Annotated in this window: 18 protein-coding genes; 9 read left to right on the top strand and 9 right to left on the bottom strand. The window is 64.0% G+C overall.

The window, feature by feature from the left end:
- Window positions 1-1713, bottom strand: coding sequence for an FAD-dependent oxidoreductase (locus J2X54_RS06550; protein ID WP_310179278.1), 1713 nt, complete (start codon window positions 1711-1713; stop codon window positions 1-3).
- A gap of 203 nt (window positions 1714-1916) precedes the next feature.
- Here J2X54_RS06550 and J2X54_RS06545 point away from each other — a divergent pair, with 203 nt between their 5' ends.
- Both J2X54_RS06545 and J2X54_RS06540 read left to right on the top strand, forming a co-directional pair.
- Complete coding sequence (locus J2X54_RS06545) at window positions 1917-5084, top strand: TonB-dependent receptor (protein WP_310179275.1); 3168 nt, start codon at window positions 1917-1919, stop codon at window positions 5082-5084.
- An 8-nt stretch (window positions 5085-5092) separates the two neighbouring features.
- Window positions 5093-6121 (top strand): glycoside hydrolase family 43 protein, encoded by a 1029-nt coding sequence (locus J2X54_RS06540; protein ID WP_310179272.1) that lies wholly within the window; start codon window positions 5093-5095, stop codon window positions 6119-6121.
- Between the two features lie 180 nt (window positions 6122-6301).
- Here the strand turns inward: J2X54_RS06540 and J2X54_RS06535 are convergent, their stop codons facing one another.
- The 6 genes from J2X54_RS06535 to J2X54_RS06510 are packed head-to-tail and all read right to left on the bottom strand — an operon-like array spanning window position 6302 to window position 13181.
- Entirely contained in the window at window positions 6302-7696 is a 1395-nt protein-coding gene (locus tag J2X54_RS06535; protein ID WP_310179270.1) for an FGGY family carbohydrate kinase, read from the bottom strand.
- Window positions 7693-8724 carry an ABC transporter permease gene (locus J2X54_RS06530; protein ID WP_310179835.1) on the bottom strand — a complete coding sequence of 344 codons (1032 nt, stop codon included), beginning with the start codon at window positions 8722-8724 and terminating at the stop codon, window positions 7693-7695. Before J2X54_RS06530 ends, J2X54_RS06535 begins: the two co-directional genes overlap by 4 nt.
- A gap of 14 nt (window positions 8725-8738) precedes the next feature.
- Window positions 8739-9740 (bottom strand): ABC transporter permease, encoded by a 1002-nt coding sequence (locus J2X54_RS06525; protein ID WP_310179268.1) that lies wholly within the window; start codon window positions 9738-9740, stop codon window positions 8739-8741.
- Between the two features lie 14 nt (window positions 9741-9754).
- Complete coding sequence (locus J2X54_RS06520) at window positions 9755-11275, bottom strand: sugar ABC transporter ATP-binding protein (RefSeq protein WP_208600007.1); 1521 nt, start codon at window positions 11273-11275, stop codon at window positions 9755-9757.
- Between the two features lie 14 nt (window positions 11276-11289).
- Window positions 11290-12297: a rhamnose ABC transporter substrate-binding protein gene (rhaS, locus tag J2X54_RS06515; protein WP_310179262.1), complete on the bottom strand. Its 1008-nt coding sequence runs from the start codon at window positions 12295-12297 to the stop codon at window positions 11290-11292.
- 17 nt (window positions 12298-12314) lie between these two features.
- A complete protein-coding gene (locus J2X54_RS06510; protein WP_070247009.1) occupies window positions 12315-13181 on the bottom strand; it encodes a DeoR/GlpR family DNA-binding transcription regulator in 867 nt (288 codons plus the stop codon).
- A gap of 334 nt (window positions 13182-13515) precedes the next feature.
- On the opposite strand from J2X54_RS06510, the gene J2X54_RS06505 reads away from it, so the two are divergent.
- The 6 genes from J2X54_RS06505 (at window position 13516) to rhaM (ending at window position 22783) form a co-directional block, all read left to right on the top strand.
- The gene (locus tag J2X54_RS06505) at window positions 13516-15612 is read left to right on the top strand and encodes a bifunctional rhamnulose-1-phosphate aldolase/short-chain dehydrogenase (protein ID WP_404990887.1); all 2097 of its coding nucleotides are present in this window, start codon (window positions 13516-13518) and stop codon (window positions 15610-15612) included.
- Window positions 15613-15710: 98 nt separating this feature from the next.
- Window positions 15711-17006, top strand: a complete 1296-nt coding sequence (rhaI, locus tag J2X54_RS06500) for an L-rhamnose catabolism isomerase (RefSeq protein ID WP_310179257.1) — start codon at window positions 15711-15713, stop codon at window positions 17004-17006.
- A gap of 81 nt (window positions 17007-17087) precedes the next feature.
- On the top strand, window positions 17088-19802 hold the full coding sequence (locus J2X54_RS06495) for a glycosyl hydrolase (RefSeq protein ID WP_310179255.1): 2715 nt from the start codon (window positions 17088-17090) through the stop codon (window positions 19800-19802).
- A 7-nt stretch (window positions 19803-19809) separates the two neighbouring features.
- Window positions 19810-21246, top strand: a complete 1437-nt coding sequence (locus tag J2X54_RS06490) for a glycosyl hydrolase family 28 protein (protein ID WP_310179253.1) — start codon at window positions 19810-19812, stop codon at window positions 21244-21246.
- The gene (locus tag J2X54_RS06485; RefSeq protein ID WP_310179251.1) at window positions 21243-22448 is read left to right on the top strand and encodes a glycoside hydrolase family 88 protein; all 1206 of its coding nucleotides are present in this window, start codon (window positions 21243-21245) and stop codon (window positions 22446-22448) included. Before J2X54_RS06490 ends, J2X54_RS06485 begins: the two co-directional genes overlap by 4 nt.
- Entirely contained in the window at window positions 22445-22783 is a 339-nt protein-coding gene (gene rhaM / locus J2X54_RS06480) for an L-rhamnose mutarotase (protein ID WP_310179249.1), read from the top strand. Before J2X54_RS06485 ends, rhaM begins: the two co-directional genes overlap by 4 nt.
- Here the strand turns inward: rhaM and J2X54_RS06475 are convergent.
- Window positions 22771-23706 (bottom strand): alpha/beta hydrolase, encoded by a 936-nt coding sequence (locus J2X54_RS06475; protein ID WP_310179247.1) that lies wholly within the window; start codon window positions 23704-23706, stop codon window positions 22771-22773. The two genes, rhaM and J2X54_RS06475, sit on opposite strands and share 13 nt — an antisense overlap.
- Window positions 23707-23721: 15 nt before the next feature.
- Here J2X54_RS06475 and J2X54_RS06470 point away from each other — a divergent pair, with 15 nt between their 5' ends.
- Window positions 23722-24354 (top strand): DUF1080 domain-containing protein, encoded by a 633-nt coding sequence (locus J2X54_RS06470; protein WP_310179245.1) that lies wholly within the window; start codon window positions 23722-23724, stop codon window positions 24352-24354.
- Here the strand turns inward: J2X54_RS06470 and J2X54_RS06465 are convergent.
- Window positions 24351-25685 (bottom strand): hypothetical protein, encoded by a 1335-nt coding sequence (locus tag J2X54_RS06465; RefSeq protein WP_310179243.1) that lies wholly within the window; start codon window positions 25683-25685, stop codon window positions 24351-24353. The two genes, J2X54_RS06470 and J2X54_RS06465, sit on opposite strands and share 4 nt — an antisense overlap.
- Between the last annotated feature and the right edge of the window lie 68 nt (window positions 25686-25753).

Here is a 25753-nt window from a genome sequence, read left to right as displayed (position 1 = left end):
CTACCGGGTTCGGGGCAGGCGCGCCAGGAAGCCGTGGATCTGCGACACCACGGCCGCCCCTTCGCCCACCGCCGCCGCCACCCGCTTGGTGGAACCGGCGCGCACGTCGCCGATGGCGAATACGCCGGGCACGCTGGTTTCAAGGCTGGCGACCGGCCGCTCGATCTCATCATGACGGTGATCTTTTCGATCACCGGGTTGATCATTTCGAGCCAGCGCGTCATCCCCGGTGACGATGAACCCCTTGTCATCGACCGCCACCCCGCAGTCGCCGAGCCAGCCGGTGTTGGGATCGGCGCCGATGAACAGGAACACGCGTTTGACATCGTAATCGCGCTCGGTGCCGTGCCGGGCGTCGCGCACCTTTACCCGGTCGAGTCCGCCGTCGTCGGTGCCGTCCAGTTCCACGATCTGTGCGTGCGTGTGCAGCACGATGTTGGGCGTGGCGGCGATGCGCTCGATCAGGTACGTGGACATGGTGTCAACCAGGCTATCGCGCCGGATCAGCATGTGTACACGGTCCGCGTGGGCCGACAGGTACACGGCGGCCTGGCCGGCCGAATTGCCGCCGCCGACCAGGATCACTTCGGCCCCCTTGCACAGTCCCGCCTCCAGCGGCGAAGCCCAGTAATACACGCCCTTGCCCTCGAAGCGCGCCAGGTTGGCCAGGTCTGGCCGGCGGTAGCGCGCGCCGCACGCCACCACCACGCTGCGGGTGCGCAGCCGCTGCAGGCTGCCGCACATTTCCACTTCCAGCGGCCGCACGTCGCACAGCAGCCGCGCTGCGGGTGCGGGAATGGCCATCTCCACGCCGAATTTTTTCGACTGCACATATGCGCGACCGGCCAGTGCGCGCCCGGAAATGCCGGTCGGGAAGCCCAGGTAGTTTTCGATGCGCGCGCTGGCGGCGGCCTGGCCGCCGTAGGCGCGCGTGTCCAGCACCAGCACCGACAAGCCTTCGGACGCCGCATACACGGCAGTGGCCAGGCCGGCCGGCCCGGCGCCTACCACGATCGCATCCCACACCTGGTCGGAGTCGAGCGCGGGCAGGGTGCCCAGGCGGCGGCCCAGTTCGACGATGGTCGGATTTTTCTGCACGCCGCCATCGGGGAAAACCACCAGCGGCCAGTCGTCCGGCTGCGGTGTGTAGCGCTCGCACAACGCCCGTGCCTGGTCGGTGGAGGCCGGGTCGAGCACCTTGTGCGGCTGACCATTGCTGGACAACCAGCCGCGCAAAGCATGCATTCTGGAATTGTTGTTGGGCGATAGCAACACCGGTCCGCAGGCCGCGCTGTCCATCAATTCGACGCGCCGCAATATGAAGGCGCGCACGATGCGCTCGCCAAGCTCGGCCTCCGCCACCAGCAGCGCGCGCAGCGCGGCGGTGGTCAGCACCAGCACTTCCACCGCGCCCAGCGCGTGGCCGTTGACCAGCGTCGGGGCGTCGGACAACTGGCTCATCTCGCCGGCAAATTCGCCGGGTCCGTGCTCGATGATGAGCGAGCTGTTACCGAGGCCGTCATAGCGGCTGATGCGGATTTTGCCGCTGACTACCACCATCAAACCGAATTTGCCGCGACCGGCTTCGAACAGCATGTCGCCATCGTTGAAAACAGCGCGCGCGCCGAAGCGCTCCATGCGTTTGAGCTCGGGCGGCGCGATGGTGGGCAGCGCTTGCGCGCTGCGTGACTGGAAGGTGTCTGGGAGTGTCATCGGACCAGTGTAGCGCGAATTTATGGTGCGCTGCCAGATGCGAAAGTGGGAGGGGCGATCGGGGCGTGGTGAGAATTGGTGATCATCATTTTGATTCTTTGAGCAGTTGCTGATTTTTACACGCAAGCGGCATCTAGAATGTGATCACAAGCTGATCATAAAACCAAGGCCAACCAATGGCCATGACATACACGGAGACCATAGTGACCTATCCGCACCAAGCCACCCACAGCAACACCACCCGCCGCGTCATCGTCAGCGCAGTCGCCTCGGCACTGGCGACCCTCATGGCCGGCAACGCCGCCATGGCGCAAACGGCAGCTGCTGCCGATGCTGCGCAGACCAGCGAACCAGCGGCGCGCTCGCCGTCCGACGTGGCGCCAACCAGCGTCGTGACCGTGGTGGGTACCCGCAAATCGGTGGCCTCGGCGATCGACCGCAAGATCCGCAACGCCACCATCTCCGACTCGCTGGTGGCCGAAGACATCAATCAATTCCCTGACAAGAACGTGGGCGAAGCGCTGTCGCGCATCACCGGCGTGCAACTGACCCGCGATTTCGGCGAAGGCTCGCAGATCTCGATCCGCGGCGTGGAGCCCGACCTGAACCGCGTGGAAGTGAACGGCATGTCGGTACTGGGCACCAACGGCAACGCCGGTCGGGGCGCCGAGCTGCGCGAACTGGCTTCCGAGCTGATCGGTTCGATCGACGTGTACAAGGGTAGCACCGCCGACCTGACCGAAGGCGGCGTGGGCGGCACCGTGGTGATCACTACCCGCAAACCGCTCGACTTCAAGAAATTCACCGTCGCCACTTCCCTCGCTGGCGAACATTCGACCAGCCGTGGCGGCGTGCAGCCGCGCGGCAGCCTGCTGATCGCCGACCAGTACCTCGATGGCAAACTGGGCGTGATGGCCAACATCGTCTACGACGACGTGCGCACCCGTAACGACTACTCGCGCAACACCACCTGGCGCTTCCTGCGCGACTGGGACTTCTCGCCAAACAAGACCGTCAATTCGCTCGACCCGGCCGTGGCCGGCGTAGGTTCGGCGGCCGGTTGCGCCAGCGCGCCCGGCCTGTCCGCCGCCCAGAAAACCGCGTGCAGCCAGCAATGGTACGACTACTCGCCAGGCACGCCGCGCTACGGCATCTGGACCCGCGACCACAAGCGCTCGTCGGCCGAGCTGACCGCGCAATACAAGGTCAGCAACGAAATGAAGGCCTTCGTCAGCTACCAGGGCAACCGCCAGGACCAGCGACTGAACGACCGCAACTTCGGCACCGATTTCGGCAACGTCAATCGCCTGGCCAGTGCCGGTCGTGCACCGGTGTACGCCGCCAACGGCACCACCACGACCACCGGTACCTGCCTGCCGGCATCCACCAGCACCACGCCAGCCGGTGTCACCGTGGAGAACCACTACGTCACCGGCTACACCGTCGGCGACTGCAACTACGTTGCCGGCCAGGGCGGCCAGGGCGCCTTCAGCACTTCGGCGCGCGACTTCAAGCTCAAGATCGATTCCAACTACACCACCACCGGTTTCAACTACAAGGACGGTCCGCTGGAAGTGGACGGCCTGGCCGGACGTTCGCGTTCGACCTACCACAACGAGACCAATAGTATCGTCCTGACGCAAAATGCGCCGGGCCTGAAGGTGTCGCTCGATTCGCAGGGCCTGCCGCACTTCGACTTCCCGGCCGCTTACTCGCCGGACGCCGCCAGCTCGTACGTCAAGGCCGAACTGCAATACCGTCCTTACGAGACCAAGAACGACGAAGACCAGGTCAAGCTGGACCTGAAATACCGTTTGACCACGCCGTTCTTCACCAAGCTGTGGGGCGGCGCCCAGGCGCGCAATTCGTCGGCCCAGCGCTACAACGGCGGCGGCTACATCGCCAGCGGCGGCGCCGATCCGGCCAGCACGGCCGACGATATCTCGGTGCGCGGCGCCAACATCAACCAGACCATCACCTACGATCCGTACAATACGGGCGCGGTGCGCGGCCCTGATACCAACACCTTCATCAACGGCAATTACTCCAGCACCTACGTCAACAGCGCCAAGATGCAGGAGCTGATCAACGCCGTGCGCGGCAACTCGCCAGGCACCTTCTTCGGCGGCTACGACAAGATCTCGAACATTCCGTCGGGCTGGATGTCGCCGGTGTATAACAACGCCAAACCGTATTTCGACACGTCGAACTTCAACTTCAACAACGTGTACAACGCCATCGGCAGCGACGGCAGGATGTATCCGCAAGTGCCGGCTTACATGGTAGACGAGCGTGTGCGCGCCGCGTACATCCGCGCCGACTTCGATACCGAGATCGGCGAGCACCAGATCTGGGGCAATATCGGCGTGCGCTACACCGGCACCAAGACCGATGCCAGCGGCTCGCAATCGATCAAGATCCGCCTGCAAAATCCGGGCGGCGCTGCCGGTTCTTCCATCGACCGCGATCTCAGCTTCGGCACGACCACCGTCAAGACCAAGTACAACGACTATCTGCCAAGCTTCAACCTGATGGCCTGGGCGATTCCTGACCAGTTCATGGTGCGCTTCGGCCTGTCAAAAGTGATGTCGCGTCCGCGCATCGACCTGCTGGCACCGAACGTGGCCTGTATCATCGACAGCGGCAACCCTGCATTTGGCGGCGACAATATCGACGACTGCACGGCCGGCAACCCGAACCTGAAACCGTTCCGCGCCAAGAACACCGACTTGAGCTTCGAGTACTACCCGAGCGCCGACAGCCAGTTGAGCATGGGCCTGTTCAAGAAGGATATTTCGAGCTACATCCTGGAAAAGCAGGTTGTGAAAAACGTCAACCTGCTCGGCGATGGTCGCTTGTTCGACGTGAACACCGCCTTGAACGGCGAAGGCGCCACCACCAAGGGTGTGGAACTGACCGCGCGTACCGCGTTCACCTTCCTGCCGGGCTGGATGAGCGGTTTCGGCGGCGACGTCAACTACACCCGCATGAGCTACGATTACGCCAAAGGTACGGAACGCATCAATCCGCTCGATGGTTCGATCCTGCCATACGCCGGCCTGTCGAAGAACAGCTATAACGCTGCGCTGTGGTACGACCTGGGCAAGATCAACGCCCGCGTCGCCTACAACTACCGCGACCGTTTCTACACCGGCACCAACGACGTTTCCGGCAACCCGAACTTCCAGGAAAAGACCGGTTTCCTGGACGCGAAGTTCCAGTACCGTTACAGTGACAACGTGACGTTCTCGATCGAAGGCAAGAACCTGACCAAGGAATCGCAGATCACCGACGCCGGTGACCTGTACCGTGTCAACGAACTGGCCTGGTCCGGGCGTCGTTACTTCTTCACCGTATCGATCAAAAACTAGGGAGACCCATGGCGCAGGCACCATTTGCGCGCGGACTCAAAACGGTGGCCTTCGCGGCCGCCGTTTTTTCGTTTGCGCAGAACATCGCATTAGCAGCAGAACCGACTTTCAACAACCCGCTGGTCAAGCACCGCGCCGACCCGCAAGTGGCGCTGCACAGCGACGGCTATTACTATTACACGGCCACCGTACCGGAATACGACCGCATCGAAATCCGCCGCGCACGCTCGCTCAACGACCTCGGCGCCGCCGAGGCCAAGGTGGTGTGGCGCAAGCACGCCAAGGGGGAGATGGGAGCGCACATCTGGGCCCCGGAGATGCACTATATCGACGGCAAATGGTATATCTACTTTACCGCCGGCCGCGCCGATGCGATCTGGGAGATCCGCCTGTACGTGCTGGTGAACGAGTCGGCCAATCCGCTGCAGGGGGACTGGAAGGAACTGGGGCAGTTGAAGACCGGTTGGGAATCGTTCGCGCTCGACGCCACCACGTTTGCACTGAACGGCAAACGCTACCTGGCCTGGACCCAGCGCGGCCAGGACGCCAAGGTCCACGCCACCAATATCTACCTGGCGCAGATGGACACGCCGTGGTCGATTACCGGCCCGGCAGTGCTGCTATCGAAGCCGGACTATGCGTGGGAGAAGGTCGGGCACGAGGTCAACGAGGCGCCAGCGGTGATCGTCAAGAACGGCCGCGTGTTCATGACCTATTCGGCCAGTGCGACCGATGCCAACTATGCATTGGGGTTGCTGACGGCGCCGGTGGCTTCTGACTTGCTCGATGCAGCGTCCTGGAAGAAGTCGCCGGTGCCGGTATTTTCAAGCAGCGAGAAGAACAGCCAGTACGGGCCGGGGCATAACGCGTTTACGACCACGCCCGATGGCAAGACCGACATCCTGGTGTACCACGCGCGCAATTTCAGGGATATCGTGGGCGAGCCGCTCAAGGATGCCAACCGCCATACGCGGGCGCAGGTGCTGCGATGGAAAGAGGATGGTTCGCCGGACTTCGGGGCGCCGGTGGCGGATTGATAACCCGCACGGCCAAGGCCGCAAGGCCGGGGTCGGACCCCGTACGGGGTCCGACCCCATGGGTCTCGGGGGTAAAAAGCGCCCGTACGGGGTCCGACCCCATGGGTCTCGGGGGTAAAAAGCGCCCGTACGGGGTCCGACCCCATGGGTCTCGGGGGTAAAAAGCGCCCGTGCGGGGGATTATAGCGCCTCTTGCAACGCCGCTAACCAGTGCGAACGATATGCACTCCAGCCATTCAACACCAACGGCGCCGCCACCGAGCTGCTTACCGCCGGCGCGCTGCCCCAGTGGTGCAGCATCCAGCCGCCGCAGGTCGTGCCGCTGGTGTCATCGGTGCTGCTGATGGCCTGACCCGGCCGCAGTGCGGCCAGCAGCGGCGCAAACCAACGGTTGCCGGTGTAACTGCCTTCCACCACCACCGCGCCATCGGCGCCCAGCTGCGCGAGGCAGTAGTCCGACACCAGCACGCAGTACAGCGTGGCCAGTGCATACCGCTGGCGCGCATCGACCGGCGCCGGGCCAGTGATCGAACCGGTACGGCCGGCAAACGGACCGCCAGCCTGCGAGAAGCAGGGCAGGGCCACGGTCTGCTGGTCGATCAACCGCTGCAAATCCTCCACGGTACAGGTCTGCACGTCGGCGCCCGCCAGCTCGCCGAACTCGCGCCCGCCCATGAAGCGGATGCAGGCCACGGCCTGGCCCAGCGCATTGGTATTGGCCAGCATGTCCGACCGCTCACGCAAGCCATCGAGCGGTTTGCCCGGCGCGGCGGCGATCACCCAGGTGCCGGTCGAGAGCACGGCAGGCTGCGCCACGCCATCGACGGCTGCCAGGTGGCGCAGCAGCGAGGCATTGCTGTCGTGGATGCCGCAGATGACCTGGCACGATGCCGGCAAACCGGTACGCGCCAGCAGCGCCGCCTTCAACGGTCCCAGTGGCGCCCACGCCGGTTGAAGCGGCGGCAACAGGGCGTTCCAGCCCATGCGTTCGACCAGCTGCGAATACTGCTGGCGCGCCGGCTGCCACAAGTCGGTGTGACAACCGAGCGACGTCACTTCGCCGGCCGCCACGCCAGATAAACGCCAGGCCCAGTACTGCGGGTACATCAACAGGTGATTGGCCTGCGCGAACTCGGCCGGGAAGGTCTGCGCCTGCCACGCCAACTGGCGCCCCAGGTTCAGGCCGGCGGGCAGCAGCGGCGAACAGGTCGTGTCGTACGCAGGACGCAGCGCCTGGTACGTGGCTGCCTGCGCGGCCGGCGGCTCGAACTCGTAATCGAGCACCGGCAGCACCAGGCCGTCGTCATCGACCAGCGCGGCGGTGGCGCCGTGCGTGACCGGCACGATGGCGCCGATGGTGGCCAGGCTGGAAAACTCGGTCATTCCGTCCAGCATCCAGTGCCAGATGCGCTCGACGTCGTGGTGCGGATACGGTCCGTCGGTCAGGATGGCGTTGGGGCTGCGCCGTTCGGCCAGCACCGCGCCGGCGGCGTCCAGCAATACCAGCTTGACGTTGGTTTTGCCGATATCGAGGACCAGGGTGGCATTAGTTGTACCATCAGTTGCGCCGCTCATTTGGCGATCCTCCTGCCGCGCAGCAGGCGGGGCAGGGCGATGGTGACCAGCAGCAGGATGCCGACCACGATGGTCATGTAAATGCCGGGGATATTCGCCAGTGACAGGCCGTAGGTGACCGTGCCCAGGGTGAGCACGGCCAGCAGCACGCCGCCGATGGTGCCGGCGCCGCCGGCGATGCTCACGCCGCCCAGGATCACCATGGTAATCACTTCCAGCTCCCAGCCCATGGCGATGTTGGGACGGGTGCTGCCGATACGGCCGGTGAGGAACCACGCAGCCAGGCCGGCCATGGCGCCAGTCAGCATGAACAGGCCCAGGCGGTAGCTGTCGACCGGAATGCCGGAAAAGCGTGCGGCCACCGGGTTGTTACCGATCGCGTACACGCGGCGACCCCAGGTCGTGCAGTGCAGGAAGCCGGCAAACAGCAGCGCAAACACCAGCAGCACGACGAATTCACGCGGGATGAAGCCGAAGAAATAACCCTGGCCCCAGTCGGTCATCAGTTGCGGGTAGCCGGTGAAGGCTTTGTCGCCCAGCACCACGCTGGCCAGGCCGCGGAACAGCGACACGGTACCGATGGTGACCACGATCGAGGGCAGCTTGTACCGCGTGACCATGATGCCGTTGAGCCAGCCGCAGGCGGTGCCGGTGGCAATGGCGATCGGCAGCAGCACTTCGGGCGGGGCGCCGTTGGTGTGGGCTAGACCAACCGCCACCGACGACAGCGCCAGGATGCCGGAGACCGAGATGTCGATCTCGCGGCAAATGATCAGCAACGCCATCGGCAGCGCGATCATCGCCTTTTCGCTGAAGTTGAAGGTGCCGTCGGCCAGGTTGACCATGTCGAGGAAATGCGGCTGGACGATGGCGCAGATGGTGAATGCGGCCACGAACAGCAACGCCAGCATGCTCTCCCAGCTGCCCAGCGCCGTGCCGAGGCGGAAGCCCTGGCGGTCGGCGATGACGTAGCGGGACGTGGACGCAGCGGGAGTCTCGGTGACAGGCGTTGGTGCTTCGTTGGTCATGACGGTACTCGTATTCACGCCGCGCTCCCTTGAGCGTCAGCTTTGTTCAGATGCAGCGGGAGAATCTGGCGACCACCGATTTTGCCGCTGCGCGCATTGATCAGCACTGCAGCCAGGATCACCACGCCGGTCAGCGCGCTTTGCCAGAATGGCGACACTTTGACTACCGGCAGCGCGTTGCCGATTACGGCCAGGAACAGGCCGCCCAGCACAGCACCAGCCACGCTGCCGCTGCCGCCAGCGATGCTCACGCCACCGATCACGCAGGCGGCAATCACGGTGAACTCGAAGCCATAGGCGATCTCGGTATAGGCCACCGCGTAGCGCGCCACCCACAGGTAGCCGCACAGGCCGGCCACGGCGCCGGAAATACCATAGGACCAGAACAGGCGCTTGGCGATCGGGATGCCGACGTAGCGGGCCGACGCCGGGGCGTTACCGACCGCGTACAAGTCGCGGCCAAAGCGGCTGTGCATGGCGATGTACCAGAACACCAGGATGGTCAAGCCGGCAATCCACACCAGGTTGGTCACGCCGAGGAAGCGCGACAGCGGGAAGGCGATGAACTCGGGCGGCATCTGGTGCGATGACACCCAGGCGCCGCCCGACAGCACGAACACCAGGCCGCGATACACGCTCATGGTGCCGAGCGTGACCACGATGGGCGCCAGGTCCAGGTAGCCGATCAGGTAGCCGTTGATCAGGCCCAGCGCCAGGCCGATGGCGATCGCCACCAGCATCACGACCGGCAGCGGCAGCTCCGGGAAGCGCACAGCCAGCAGCGCCGACATCATGCCCGACAGGGCCAGCGTGGACGCCACCGACAGGTCGATGCCACGCGTGACGATCACCAGCATCTGGGCCAGGGCCAGCATGATCAGCAGGGTGCTGTCGGTGAGCAGGTTGCCCAGGCTGGAGCTCGAGACGAACACCGGTGCGCGCGAACCGACCAGGGCGATCAGCACCACGATCGAAATCGCCAACTGGGTTTCGCGCATCTTCAATATTTCGCGCATTTTCAGAATTTCCTTCACGCGCAGTCCTCCGCCAGTTCGTTGCCAGATGCGGCGGAGACGATCATTTCCGGCGTCGCCTCGCCACGGTTGAATGTATGTTCGATGCGGCCCTGATGCATGACCACGATGCGGTCGGCCAGGCCCATTACCTCGGGCAGCTCGGACGAGACCAGGATCACGGACAAGCCCTTGCTCACCAGCTCACCGATAAAGCGGTGCACGGCGGCCTTGGAGCCGATGTCGATCCCCTTGGTCGGCTCGTCGAGGATGATGACCTTCGGGTTGGTGGCCAGCCATTTGCCCAGCACGACCTTTTGCTGGTTGCCGCCTGAGAGTTCGGAGACGTTCTGCGTCAGGTAGGCAGCTTTGAGCTCGAGCTGCTCGGCGAAGTGGCGGGCGATCTTGTTCTCTTCTGCGCGGCGTCCGCGCAGGAAGAAGCCGACCTTGGACAGGATCGGCAGGGTGATGTTCTGCAGGATGGGCAGCGTCAGGTGGGCGCCCTGGTGCTGGCGGTCCTCGGGCACGTAGGCGATGCCGTGCTTGATGGCGTCGGCAGCGCAGGTCACGCACACCGGCTTGCCGTCCAGGCGTACATTGCCGCGCACCTGGGTTGATAGGCCAAACAGCGCCTGCATCACCTCGGAGCGGCCGGCGCCCACCAGGCCATAAAAGCCCAGGATTTCGCCGCGCCGCAGCTCGAAGCTGACGTTATCGAATTCGGTGGGGTGGCACAGGTTTTCCACCGACAGCAGCACCTCGCCGGGCGTCACATCCGCCTTCGGGTAGGCCTGCTTGACGGTGCGCCCGACCATCAGGGCCACCAGTTCCTGCTCGGTGATGTCGGCCAGCGCGCCTTCGGCGATGAACTGGCCGTCGCGCAGCACGGTGTAACGGTCGGCCACCTCGTAGATCTCGTCGAATTTGTGCGAGATGAAGATGACGGCAGTGCCGGCGTCGCGCAACTGGCGGATGATGCGATACAGTTCGCGGATCTCGCGCTGCGACAGCGACGCCGTCGGCTCGTCGAGGATGACCACGCGCGCATCCTGCGACAGCGCACGGGCGATTTCCACGAAGTGGCGCTGCGCCACCGACAGGTCTTTTACCCGGGCACGCACCGGCAGCGCGACTTCCAGGCGTTCGAACAGCTTCTCGGCTTCCGCTTCGATCTTGCTCCAGTCGATGCGCCCGGAGGCGCCGCGACAGGGCTGGCGCCCCACGTAGATGTTTTCCGCCACCGTCAGTTCGTCGAACATCACCGTCTCCTGGTGGACGGCGGTGACGCCTGCCTGCATGGCATCCTGGGCATTGGCGAACCTAACCGGTTGGCCGGCAAGTTCGATGGTGCCCTCATCGGGACGATAGATGCCGGTCAGGGTCTTGACCAGGGTGGACTTGCCGGCGCCGTTCTCGCCAATCAGCGCCATCACTTCACCTGCGCGTACCGACAGCGCGACGTTGTTGAGGGCGACGATGCCGGCAAAGCGCTTGCAGATCCCGGTCAATTGCAGGACCGGGGTGGTATTCATATCCATGGGGCGATTCCAGCTCAGAAGATCTTGGAGAACTTGTCGACGTTCCCTTTGTCGTACACGAATGGCGCACCCATGGCGCCGATGCCATTGGCGTCGATGGCGATGGTGCCCATGCGGCCGGCGTTCACGCTGCCACCGGCCTTGGCGCCGGGTGCCGCTTTGACGAAGTCGTAGGCGGCGTAGGTGACGGCGTAACCGAGGTCGATCGGGTTCCAGATCGCGAACTCGCGCACGGCGCCGCTCTTGACGTGGCCGGCCATCTCCGACGGCAAACCGAGACCGGTGACGTACACCTTGCCGACCAGCTTTTCATCGACGACTGCCTTGCTGGCGGCGTTGATGCCCACGGTGGTGGGGGAGATGATGGCTTTCAGGTTCGGGTTGCTGCGCAACAGGCCGATCGCCTCGCGGTAGCTCTTGTCCGACTGGTCGTCGCCGTACACGGTGGCGACGAGCTTCATGCCGCTGTACTCCGGCTTCTTGAGCGTCTCCTTCATGATGCCGATCCAGATATTCTGGTTGGTGGCCTGGGCGGAAGCGGACAGGATGGCGATTTCTCCCTTGCCGCCGATGGCATCGGACGCCATCTGGATCTGCTTCTCGCCGATCAGTTGCTCATTGGACGGATTAAGCTGCATCAGGCGGCCTTCCTTGTCCAGGCCGCTGTCAAAGCTCAGCACCTTGATCCCGCGCGCCATCGCCTTCTTGGTGATCGGCACCAGCGCGTTCGGATCATTGGCCGAGATGACGATCGCATCGACCTTCTGGCTGATCAGCGAATTGATGATTTCGATCTGGCCTTCAGCGCTCGGCGTGGTCGGACCGGTATAAATGATTTCGACGTTTTTCAGTTCCTTGGCGGCGTCGTTGGCGCCGGCATGGGCGGCGTCGAAGAAGCCGTTGCCCAGGCTTTTGACGACCATGGCAATGCGGATTTTTTCGCCGCCAGCGCCAGCTTCGGCGGATTTCTTCTCACCGCAGCCGGCAACGGTCGCGAACAGTCCGGCCGCAACTGCGGCCACTATGATTTTCCTGCGCTTCAATGTGATACCTCCGACTGGAACATGGCTGCCGCCTGGTAGTCAAACGGCGAAGTGAAAGGGCTGGCATTGACCTGGGCGGGCACCGCTTCCGGTTCCACGGTCACCACGCGCACGCCGGACTGCTCGAGCAGCTGCACGGCCGAATCGGAAGCGTAGGTATCGGTGATGACCGTGGAGACGCGGTTGAGGCCACACAGGATCAGGCCCGCCTTCTTGGCAAACTTGGAGCTGTCAACCAGAACGATCAGTTCTTCGGCCTGCGAGATCAGGCGCTTTTCAGCCTGGATCAGCAGCGGATCGGCTTCCATGAGGCCGAGCAGCGAGAGGCCATAGACGCTCATGAACATCTTGGCGGCGTAGTGGTGCTGGGTGATGTCGTTGTCGAAGGGGCTGAGGATGACGTTCTGCTCGCGATAGACCTTGCCGCCGGGGACAATGATCTCGTTTTCGCTCGATACCAGCAGGCGCTCGGCCATCAGGAAGGAATTGGTGAGAATTTTGAGGTGATGATCGACCAGGAACTCGGCCATCATGAAAGTGGTGGTGCCACCGTTGATGATGATGGTCTCGCCCTCGGCGCACATGCCGGCGGCGTGGCGCGCGATGGCGCGTTTGCGCTCGGCGTAGCACTGGATGTTGTGCTGGAAGGTTTCGCTGGTGAGGGTGAAGCTGCGCTTTTTTTGCTCCAGGTTGGCGGCGCCGCCCCTGGTGCGGGTGAGCAGGCTGCGCGCGGCGAGCCAGCTGATGTCGCGGCGCACGGTGGCCGGGGAGGCGCTGAGCCAGTCGACCAACTGCGGCACGCTGGCCGTCTGATGTTCGGCGAGCAACTTCAGCAAACGTTTACGACGCTTGTGATTTACCATATTTGTCTCCATTTTTTTTCGTCCCTACTACCGTCGCTGCTGCATCACTGCCGCGGACCGATCCGGTGTGGGACTTTATTAATTACCAAGCCTAAACATTTAGAAATCTGCCGTCAATCAATATGCGATCAAATATTTGATTGATTCGATAACCGAGTCACAAACTGATCAAGTTTCGATCATGGGTGTGATTATTTCCGTCTTGGTCATGAAGTTGAGCGCTTGCGCATTGACACTGTTGCGGCGCTGATTTCTACTGGTTGCATGTGCCCGAGAGTGGCATGAAATCAACACTTAGCACGCTATACCAATCAAACAACGACGGAGATCAGCAATGAATGTAACTCAGCAAGCCCCGATTACTTCCCTGTGGGACGATGCCGCAGCAGCCACAATGAGCGAGCCAGAGCTGCTGCTGTACCGTTCCAACTTGCTCGGGTCCGATCTGCGCATCACCAACTTCGGCGGCGGCAACACCTCGGCCAAGGTCATGATGGCAGATCCGCTCAGCGGCGAGCAAGTGGAAGTGCTGTGGGTGAAAGGCTCCGGCGGCGACCTGGGCAGCATCAAGCTCGACGGCTTCTCGACCCTGTACATGAGCAAACTGAACGAGCTCAAGGGCCGCTACCGCGGCCTGGCGCTCGAAGATGAAATGGTGGCGTACCTGCCGCACTGCACGTTCAACCTGAACCCGCGCGCCGCCAGTATCGACACCCCGCTGCACGCCTACATCGACCGCAAGCACGTCGATCACATGCACCCCGATTCGCTGATCGCGATCGCCGCCTGCGCCAGCAGCAAGGCCCTGACGCAAAAAATCTTCGAAGGCGAACTCGGTTGGCTGCCCTGGCAGCGTCCAGGCTACGACCTGGGCCTGAAACTGGAAGAAGTCTCGAAAGCCAATCCGGCACTGAAGGGCATCATCCTCGAAGGCCACGGCCTGTTCACCTGGGGCGATACCGCCAAGTCGTGCTACGAAACCACGCTGGCAATCATCAAACGCGCAGAAGAGTGGATCGCCGCCAACTCGAAACAGCCGGCATTCGGTGGCCAGGCCATCGAGGCGCTGCCAGCCGAACAGCGCGCCGCACTGGCCGCCAAGCTGATGCCACTGCTGCGCGGTAAAATCAGCCGGGACGAATTCAAGCTGGGCGACTTCAACGACAACGCCACCGTGCTGGAATTCGTTTGCAGCCGCGACCTGAAACCGCTCGCTGCGCTGGGTACTTCGTGCCCCGACCACTTCCTGCGTACCAAGATCCGTCCATTCGTGGTCGAATTCGATCCGCTGAACCCGGACTTCGACAAGCTGGTCGCCAGCCTCGATCAGGCGCTGGAAGACTACCGCGCCGACTACCGCGCTTACTACGACCGCTGCAAGCGTGACAACAGCCCGGCCGTGCGCGACGCCAATCCGATCATCTACCTGATTCCTGGCGTGGGCATGTTGTCGTTCGCCAAGGACAAGGCCACCGCACGGATCGCCGGCGAGTTCTATGTCAATGCGATCAACGTGATGCGCGGCGCCAATGGCGTGGACACTTACGTCGGCCTGCCGGAACAGGAAGCGTTCGACATCGAATACTGGCTGCTCGAAGAAGCCAAGCTGCAGCGCATGCCCAAGCCGAAAAGCCTGGCTGGCCGTATCGCCCTGGTAACCGGCGGTGCCGGCGGCATCGGCCAGGCCGTGGCCCGCCAGCTGCTGCAGGAAGGCGCATGCGTGATGCTGACCGATATCGATCCGGAAGCTTTGGCCCAGGCCAAGAAAGACCTGACCAAGGCCGCCGGCAAGGACAGCGTCGAGAGTATCGTCGCCAACATCACCAGCGAAGAGGAAGTGGAAAACATCCTGGCCGCGACCTCGCTGCGTTTCGGTGGTATCGATCTCTTGATCTCCAACGCGGGTATCGCTTCGTCGGCGCCGCTGGAAGACACCACCCTCGAAATCTGGCAGCGCAACCAGGACATCCTGGTCAAGGGCTACTTCCTGGCCGGCCGCGCCGCTTTCCGCATCATGAAGCAGCAGAAACTGGGCGGCAGCATGGTGTTCGTCGCGTCGAAAAACGGCCTGGTGGCGTCCGCCGGCGCTTCGGCCTACTGCACCGCCAAGGCTGCGGAAATCCACCTGGCACGCTGCATCGCCCTCGAAGGCGCACCGCACGGCATCCGCGTCAACGTCGTCAATCCGGATGCCGTGATCCGTGGTTCGCGCATCTGGGACGGCAAGTGGAAGCAGGAACGCGCGCAGTCGAACAAGATCGAAGCCGACGACGTCGAAGCGTTCTACCGCGACCGCAGCATGCTCAAGCTGAGCGTACTGCCAGAGGATATCGCGGAAGCCGTGTACTTCCTGGCCAGCTCCAAGTCGGCCAAGAGCACTGGTAACATCCTCAACGTCGATGCCGGCAACGCTGCCGCATTCACGCGCTAAGCAAGCGGCGATCAAGCGCGAATACCTATAAAATGCCGCCGGCCCGGTTTGCGATGAACGCGCCGGCGGCACCAGAAAAAAACGAAGGAGACCCTCACATGAGCACCATTATCGACAGCGGCCGCGTGGCCGAACACAACGACAAGCTGCGCAGCGGCCTGGAAGAAGACTACGCCGCACTGGCCGGCATGTTGTCGCGCCGTGGCGTGGACATCGAGCAGCTGACCGCCAAGGCGCAGAAATTCGCCGTGGCGCTGCCCAGCTGGGGCGCCGGCACCGGCGGCACGCGTTTCGCGCGCTTCCCTGGCCGTGGCGAGCCACGCAACGTCTTCGAAAAACTCGACGACTGCGGCGTGATCCACCAGCTGACCCGCGCCACGCCTGGCGTATCTCTGCACTTCCCATGGGACAAAGTGTCGGACACCCAGGCCCTGCGCCAGCAAGCCGAAGCCCACGGCCTGTACTTCGACGCCGTCAATTCGAACACCTTCCAGGACCAGGTTGGCCAGGAACACAGCTACAAGTACGGCAGCATGACCGCCATCAGCGCCGCCACCCGCGCGCAAGCGGTTGCGCACAACGTCGAATGTATCGAATTGGGCAATGCGCTCGGCTCGAAAGCGCTGACCGTGTGGGTAGGCGACGGCGCCAACTTCCCGGGCCAGCACAACCTGCGCGGCGCGCTGGAACGCTACCTGGAAAGCGCGCGTGAAATCTACGCCGCGCTGCCGGCCGACTGGCACATGCTGATCGAGCATAAACTGTTCGAGCCGGCATTCTACGCCACCACCATCGCCGACTGGGGTACCAGCTTCGCCTGCGCGCAGTCGCTGGGCGACAAGGCCAAATGCCTGGTCGACCTGGGCCACCATGCCCCGAACACCAATATCGAAATGATCGTGGCGCGCCTGACCCAGTTCGGCAAGCTCGGTGGTTTCCACTTCAACGACAGCAAGTACGGCGACGACGACCTCGATTCGGGCAGCATCAACCCGTTCCAGCTGTTCCTGGTCTTCAACGAGCTGGCCGATGCGGCCGAGCGCGAAGGCGCGGGCTTCAATCCGGCCTACATGCTGGACCAGTCGCACAACGTCACCGATCCGATCGAAAGCCTGATGAGCAGCGCCGTGGAAGTGCAACGCGCCTTCGTGCAGGCCAACCTGGTCGATCGCGTTGCCCTGGGCGGTTTCCAGGAATCGCACGATGCGCTGCAATCGGCGCAAACGCTCAAGCACGCTTACCGCACCGACGTCTCGGCCATCCTGGCCATGGCGCGCCTGCGCAACGGCGGCGCCATCGATCCGGTGGCCTGCTACCGCGCTTCGGGCTACCGCGACCAGGTGGCCGAAGCACGCCCGGCCAAGGCTGGCGCCAGCAGCAGCGGTATCGTATAAACGGTGGCACCCGTCATTGTTGGACTGCGCCGGTGCGATCGCCTGCGCAGTAAGCTGACGCCGTTCGCGCAAGCGGCGGCGTTGGCCTGCGCTTTTAGCTTTTCGCTGGCCAGCAGTTCGGCTGCGGCGCAGCAAGCCACACTGTCGAACCGCCTCGCCGACGTCGCCGCGCAGTTTGCGGCGCCGCCTGCCGACGCGCGGCCGATGGTGCGCTGGTGGTGGTTCGGCCCGGCCGTGGTCAAACCCCAGCTGGAACGCGAACTGCAAGCCATGAAGGCGGGCGGGTTTGGCGGCGTGGAGATTCAGCCGGTGTATCCGATGGAACTCGACGATCCCGCGCGCGGCATCCGTAACACTCCCTATCTTTCTCCCGAATTCCTCGACAACGTCAGCTACGCCAACCGCACGGCGCGGTCGCTCGGCCTGCGCGTGGACATGACGCTGGCCAGCGGCTGGCCCTACGGCGGACCGCACGTGGCCATAACCGAGGCAGCATCGCGCCTGCGCGTGCACGTGGCCGATCTGCCTGCCGGCGCTGCCTCGGTAGCGCTGCCCGCGATCATGAGCGGTGAAAAACTGATCGCCAGCTTCGTCGGCGCAGGGACTGCCAAGGCGTACGACGCCACAGCGCTGAAACGCACGGAGCTCGGCGCCACCACGGCCACCACGCCAGGACGCGGCGCGATTGGCGCCAGCAAGGAGCCCCGCGTGGTGGTCAGCTATATCGCCAGCCGCACCGGCCAGCAGGTCAAGCGCGCAGCGCTCGGTGCGGAAGGTTTCGTGCTCGACCACCTGAGCCGCAAGGCCATCGACCATCACCTCGACGTGGTGGCGACGCCGCTGCTCAAAGCTTTTGGCGACCAGCCACCGACAGCGGTGTTCTCGGACAGCCTGGAGGTCTATAACACCGACTGGACCGACGACTTCCTGCAGGAGTTCCAGCGCCGCCGTGGCTACGACCTGACGCCATACCTGCCACTCGTGACGAGCGGGCAGGGTGCGGACGCGCCGGCGCTGCGGCGCGACTGGGTGCTCACGCAAACGGAACTGGTCAACGAGCGCTATCTGACGCCGGTCAACGACTGGGCCGTCAGGCACAAGACGCAGTTCCGTTCGCAGACCTATGGCGAACCGGCCGTGTCGCTGTCGAGCTACCGGCTGGTGGGACTGCCCGAGGGCGAAGGCCCGCAGTTCCGCGAATTTTCGTTCACCCGGCTGGCAACGTCTGCCGGGCACCTGTACCAGCGCCCGGTGATCTCGGCCGAGACGTGGACCTGGCTGCATTCGCCGGCATTTGCCGCCACGCCGCTGGACATGAAGGTGGAAGCGGACCGCATGCTGCTGCAGGGCGTGAACCTGTTCGTGGGACACGGCTGGCCGTACACGCCGCCCGGCGTGACCGAGCCGGGTTACTCGTTCTACGCGGCGGCCGTGTTCAACAACCACCAGCCGTGGTGGAACGTGATGCCGGACGTGAACGCCTACCTGACCCGCACCAGCTACCTGATGCGCCAGGGCCAGCCGGCCAACACGGTAGCGGTGCTGCTGCCCAATGACGACGCCTATGCGGCCATGACGCCGGGCAAGGTGTCGCTGTCCGAGCACATGAAGCATTACGTCACGCCCGAGCTGACCACCCAAATCCTCGACGCCGGCCACAACCTCGATTACGTCGATGCGGAGTCGGTGTTGTCGCTGGGTGTGAACCACCCGGTACTGGTGCTGCCGCACGTCACGCGCTTGTCGCCCGACGTGCTGGCCAAGCTGGACGACTACGTGCGCCAGGGCGGCAAGATCATCGCCGTCGGCGCACTGCCGTCCAAAGCGCCCGGCTACCGCGATGCTGTGCGCATCACGGCGCAGGTACAGGCGGCATCGAAGGCGCTGTCGGCCAAACCGGCCGTGACCGTGGTCGCCGATGATGGCGACGTCGGCGCGGTCCTGGGCCGGGTGCTCACGCCCGACTTCAAGGTGGCGTCCAACGCCGCCGATATCGGTTTCGTGCGGCGCAAGCTGGCCGACGCCGACATCTACTTCATCGCCAATACGAGCAACAAGCCGGTGCGCACCACGGCCAAATTGGGGCAGCTGCGCAAGTCGGCGGCGTGGTGGAATCCGCATGACGGCAAGACCAGCACTGCCGCCGTATCGCCATCGGTGACGCTGGACCTGGCGCCGTACGAATCTCGGGTGCTGATGTTGAGCGATGCGCCGGCCGGCACGGTGTCGCAGCCGGCACAGGTAGCGCCAACGGTGCTGGCCGACCTGGCGCGCGACTGGCAGTTGCGCTACCCGGACGGCGCGGCGCAGGCCATGCCGCAGCTGCGGTCCTGGACCGACGACCCGGAGCGCCGCTATTTCTCGGGCATCGCCAGCTATACGCGCGACGTCACGCTCACCGCCGCCCAGTTGCACAACGCAGCGGTCACGCTCGATCTCGGCCAGGGCACGCCGCTGGACACCGTACCCAAGGTCCCCGCAGGCATGCGCGCCATGCTCGAGAGCCCGGTGCGGGAGGCGGCCGAAGTATTCGTCAACGGAAAACGTGCCGGTTCGGTCTGGCGACCGCCCTACACGGTGGACGTGACTGGCGCACTGACGCCGGGCGTGAACCGCATCGAAGTGAAGGTGGCCAACCTGGCGCTCAATGCGCTGGCGGGGCAGGAGCGGCCCGACTACCGGCTGCTATCCGGCCGCTACAACCAGCGTTTCGTGCCGCAAGATACGCAGCTGATCACACCACAGCCATCGGGCATGCTGGGCGCCGTGCGCCTGCTGGCCCAACCCGCAAAGTGAGGGCATCATGATTATCAAGAAGTGGTTCAACCTGGCAGCCATTGCGCTGCTGGCGGTTTGCACATCCGCTGCCGCAGCGACCTTCAGCCCGTCGAGCTACGGCGCCAGGGGCGATGGCGTCACGCTCGATACGCGGGCGATCCAGGCCGCCATCGACGCGGCGGCCAAGCATGGTGGCACGGTGGCGTTCAAGCCGGGCACGTACCTGAGCGGATCGATTTTTGTCAAAAGCGGCGTTACGCTGCAAGTGGACAAGGGTGTGACCATCCTCGGCTCGCAAAAGATCTCCGACTACACGGTGCTGCCCACCCGCATCGCCGGCATCGAGATGCGCTGGCCGGCTGCGCTGATCAACATCTACGAGCAAAACAACGCAGCCATTACCGGCGAGGGCACCATCGACGGCGACGGCAAGGTCTTCTGGGACAGCTACTGGACCCTGCGCAAGATGTACGAGCCGCGCGGCCTGCGCTGGGCCTCGGACTACGACGCCCAGCGTCCGCGCCTGATCCAGGTCTTCAACTCGTCGCAGGTGAAGGTGGGTGGTGGCCTGCTGCTGCGCCGCTCCGGCTTCTGGACCCTGCATATCTGCTACTCGACCGATGTGACCGTGGACGGTGTGATCATCCGTAACAACGAGGGCGGCCACGGTCCATCGACCGACGGCATCGACATCGACTCGTCGAAAAACATCCTGGTGCAGAATGCCGACATCTCGGTCAACGACGATGCGCTGTGCCTCAAGGCCGGCCGCGATTCGGACGGTCAGCGCGTGGCGCGTCCGACCGAGAACGTCGTGATCCGCAACTCCGTCATCCGCGAGGGCGCCGCCGGCGTCACCTTCGGCAGCGAGACCGCGGGTGGCTTCCGCAACGTGGAAGCCTACGGCATCACGGTGCTGGACAAGGTGCCGGTCGGGATCCTGTTCAAGTCGGCGCATACGCGCGGCGGCTTCGGCGACAACTTGCGCCTGCACGACTTCACCATGAAGGGCACGCCGGTGGCGATTCGCATCACCATGAACTGGAACCCGAGCTACAGCTACGCCAGGATCCCGGACGATATCAAGGATCACCCGGACTACTGGAAAGTGCTGGCCACGCCAGTGCCGCGAGAAAAGGGCATGGCCCACTTCCATGACGTCAAGATCTGGAATATCAAGGCCACCGGCGCCACCACCGCGTTCGAAGTGAGCGGCTATCCGGAAGCGCCGTTGAACCGCTTCAGCTTCGAGAACATCGACATCGAAGCGCAAAAGGGCGGCTTCATTTTCGACGCCAGCAACTGGCAGTTCCGGGACGTCAAACTGGCCATCAAGGAGCCGGTGCATTTGCTCACCACGTCGGACGTGCGCGGCCTGCCGGCCGGTAGCACGGTGATCAAGCCACGGCCACCGGAAGTGCCGCTCAAAGAGAAGAGCTTTGAAGAGCAGGACAAATCGTGACCAGGCTAACCGTATCGGCGGCCATATTGGCCGCGTACGTCGCATTGAGCGGCTGTGCCAGCGTGGTGCAGCCGCCATCGTATCCGCTGCCCACGCCCGCCATGCAGGCCATCGTGGACAAGGACACCAGCCGCCACTTCGGCGATGCGCCGGTCGATGGCGGCCCGCTGGCCACCGACCTGGCGCCAGTCTTGCGGCCGGCCGACATCGACCGGGCGCTGCGAAAAGTGGCCGACTGGCAGCTGCTGCGCACCACGCCGCACTTCGACCGCATCTGGACTTCCAGTGTGCTGTACTCCGGCTTCATGGCGGCGTCCGAAGCCACCGGCGACGCCAAGTACCGCGACGCCATGTTGGCCATGAGCGAGAAGTTCGCGTGGAAGCTGCGCACGCCGTATCCGGACGCCGACAATATCAGCGTGGCGCAGACTTACCTGGAGTTATACCAACTTGAGCCTGCACCGGCGCGCATCGCGTCCACCCGGGCCGAACTGGAGACGCTGATCGGCTTGAAAACCATGAAGCCGGGCGACGCCCGTCTGCCATGGTGGTGGTGCGACGCGCTGTTCATGGCGCCGCCGGTATGGGCCAAGATGTACCAGATCACGGGCGAGCGCCGCTACCTCGATTACATCCACACCCAGTGGCAGGCCACCTACGACCAGCTGTACGACCAGGAAGAACACCTGTACGCGCGCGACGCCAGCTACAAGGACAAGCGTGAACCGAACGGCAAGAAGGTGTTCTGGTCGCGCGGCGAGGGCTGGGTGCTGGGTGGCCTGGCGCGCACCATCGACTTCATCCCCGACAACGATCCGAAAAAGCCGTTCTACATCATGCAATTGCAGCAGATGTCGGCGCGGCTGGCGCAGCTGCAAGGCGCGGACGGCTTGTGGCACGCGGGCCTGCTCGACCCGGCCAGCTACCCGCTGCCGGAAATTTCCGGCTCGGCGCTGTTCGTGTACGGCATGGCGTACGGCGTCAATCGCGGCTACCTCGATGCCGCCACCTATCGCCCGGTGATCGCCAAGGCGTGGGCCGGCATTCTGAAAAATATCTACGCGGACGGTCGCCTGGGCGGCATCCAGCAAACCGGCGCCGAGCCGGCATACTACTTGCCGGCGTCGAGCTATAACTACGGCGTGGGGGGCTTCCTGCTGGCCGCTGCCGAACTCAAGAAAATGACCAGGGACTATCAATGACATTGACCACAGCCACCGCACCCACCACGCGCGCCTTCCGCATGAAGCTCAAACCGGGCACGGTGGAAGAATACAAGCGCCGCCACGACGAACTGTGGCCCGACCTGGCTGCCGCGCTCAAGCAAGCCGGCATCTACGACTACTCGATCTTCCTCGACGAAGAAACCCTGCACCTGTTCGCGGTACTGAAACTCGCGCCCGACCACACCACCGCCGACCTGCCGCAGCAGCCGGTGATGAAGCGCTGGTGGGACTACATGGCCGAACTGATGGAAGTGGAACCGGGCAACCGGCCAACCGAGTGGCCGTTGCAGCAGGTGTTTTACTTCGCCTGAGGTTTTACCACCGCGTTGGAGGGTGTAAGCAGGCCGCGCTCGCGCAGCCATTCTTCGGCGCGGCGCGGCCACAGCGACGTGGTCCCGAGACCGTCGCGCATGCCCATGCCATGGCTGCCATGTTCGAACAGGTACATCTCGGCCGGCACCTTGGCGCGGGTGAGCGCCTGGTAGAACAGGATGCTGTTTTCGACCGGCACGGCCTGGTCTTCCTGGGTGTGGATCAGCAGCGTGGGCGGGGTGTTGGACGTCACCTGGTTTTCCAGCGACATCAGCGCGATGGCTTCCGGCGCAGGATTGGCGCCCAGCAGCGCCTTGCGCGAACCCGCGTGCGCCGCCGGGTCCTTCATGGTGATGACCGGGTACATCAGCATCATGAAGTCTGGACGGGCGCTGGTGGCGTCGAGCGGCGCGCCGGTGCGGCCCAGCGGATGGTCGAACAGGGTGCCGGCGCTCGCTGCCAGGTGGCCGCCGGCCGAGCTGCCCATCACGCCGATGCGCGCCGGATCGATGCCCAGTTCCGCCGCGCGCGAACGAAGGGTACGCACCGCGCGCAGCACGTCCTGCAGCGGGGCAGGGTGGCCGTATTCCTGCATCCGGTACTTGAGCACATAGGCGGTCACGCCCAGGGTGCTGAGCCAGTTGCCGTATTGTTCGCCCTCGCGCGCGGTAGACATGCGCACGTAGCCGCCGCCGGGGCAGATAATGACGGCGGTGCCGTTGGGCCGATCGACGGCAGGGCCGATACGGGTGAGCGAGGCGTCGGTGACGTTGGAATTGTAGCCGCCGCCGATTTTTTCCGGGCCGATCGCTTTGGCGCCAGGTACGCCTTCGGGCCACAGGGTCATCATGTTGCTGTCGGCGTGGGCCGTGCCTGCGCCGACTGTCAATGTCAGTAATAGGGCAATCAGAGTTTTTTTCATGGGGAGACGATAAAAATGATCAAAAAGATTTTAGGTGCGACGGTGGTGCTGTTGGCCATGCAGTCCGGCAGCGCCGCGCCATTGTTCAATGGCCGCAATTTCGACGGCTGGGAACTCAAGACCACGCCCGCCACGACCGTGGACCAGGTGTTCAGTGTACTGCAGCAAGGCGTGATCGCGTCCACCGGCCAGCCCGGCGGTTTTCTCGCCACCACCAAAAGCTACGCCAACTATACCTTGCATGTCGAGTGGCGCTGGAACGGCAAGCCCGGGAACGGCGGCGTGCTGCTGCATATCAGCGACGGCCCGATGGACCGCGTGTGGCCGCTAAGCCTGCAAGTGCAGACCAAGCATGGCAGCGCCGGCGACCTGCTGCCGATGGCCGGCGCGGCATTTGCGGAACCGCTCACCAGCGCCCCCGGCGCCGAACCGCGCATCAAGGGCAAGATGGCGGCCGACAGCGAACTGGCGGTCGGCCAGTGGAACGTGGCCGACATCGTCGCCCGTGACGACGTGGTGGAACTGTCGATCAACGGCGTGGTGCAAAATCGCGTGACCGGCGTCAAGCCGGCCGCCGGCCGCATTGGATTCCAGCTCGAAGGCGCACCGTACGAGCTGCGCAACGTGATTCTGATGGCATTGCCTTAGCGTTTCAGCCAGGCTTCCGGCACCGGCACCACCACGATATTCATCGACCGGTTATCGTCCGACAGCATGGCCGACTGGATCTGGATCCTGGTGCCTTCCTTGTTGAAGGTCGGGTGCGGGTGATCGGCTGCCGTGGTCTTGTGGCCGGTGGTGAGCATGATCATCTCGCGCGTCTTGCGGTCGATCAGGTACACGCTGCGGCTGAAATCATCGCCGACCGCCCATTTGCCGTCCGACGAACCATGCACGTGCCACAGGCCGCTGCCCGACGGCGTCTGGCCGGCGATGGTCATTTCGCGCGTGCGCAGGTTGACGATCGCCAGGCCAGTCGGCTTTTCGCGGGTGCCGGTTGCGCCCCAGCCGTCATCCTGGCCCGGGTTGGCGCCATACACGCCGGTCGCCGGCGCGGCCACGCCGCTCGCGCCCTGGGCGCCGGGAATCGGACGGTGGCCCATGATCGCCATCGCCACTTCATCTTTCGAGATCACCGCTTCGTGGGTGACCCATTCGTACGACGCTTCCGGGTACAGCGGGCGCAGGCCGGTGCCGTCGGCCTTGACGGTCCAGGTGCGCTGCGGCGACTTGCCGCCGGTCTCCCAGCAGAACACGATTTCGCCAGGGTTGTACAGGTTGGCCTGGATATGACCGATCTGGAACGGTACCGATACCACGTGTTTTACCTCACCGGTGCGCACGTTCAGGCGTGCGATGCCGTTCGGACCTGCGCCCATCTTGCGTGGACCGAATGCCGGTTCGATCTTTGTACCAGCTGGCAGGTGCTGGGCGGACCATGCAGGGCCGGTGCGGAAGTAGGCCCATTCCTCGTCGGCGTCGAGCGCCATGTCGCCGCCCGCTTCCAGCTGCGCGTCGGTGGTGCCGCAGATGCGCTGGTAGGCGTCGGCCTTTTGCAGCTTGCCGCCAGCGCTGTCGGCAAACAGCCTGGCCAGGTCCACTTCGACGATCTGCACCCGCTTGCTGTCGCCGGTGGCGCGCATGAAGTACAGCTTCATCGACTTCTGCGCCAGGTTGAGCATGCCCATGTAGCCGCCCTCGGTCACTTGTACCAGGTCGCCGGTGGCCTCGTTGACGGCCATCGCCTCGCCTTTGACGCGGTTCGAACGGAATACCAGCCATTTACCGTCCGACGTCCACTGCGGGTGGGTAGGGTAGATCTTGGAGTCGCCTTTGGGCGTGCTGGTCAAAAAGGTCAGCATGGTGCCGGTGACCGGGTCCTTGACCACCTTGCGCTCGGACGGGAAACGGGTGCCGATCTGCGCCTGGGCGGCGCTGGACGCGATCAGCGCTGCGCAAATAAGTAATTTGGAAATCATCGTAGTCTGAAAAGGGTAGAGAGAGTACGATTGTGGGCCGATACGGCGCCGGGTATTGCTCATGTTCC

This window comes from Duganella sp. 3397 (assembly GCF_031456625.1).
GTDB lineage: Bacteria > Pseudomonadota > Gammaproteobacteria > Burkholderiales > Burkholderiaceae_D > Rugamonas > Rugamonas phyllosphaerae.
The sequence above is the reverse complement of the archived record's forward strand: the minus strand, read 5'-3'. Positions and strand labels throughout refer to the sequence as shown.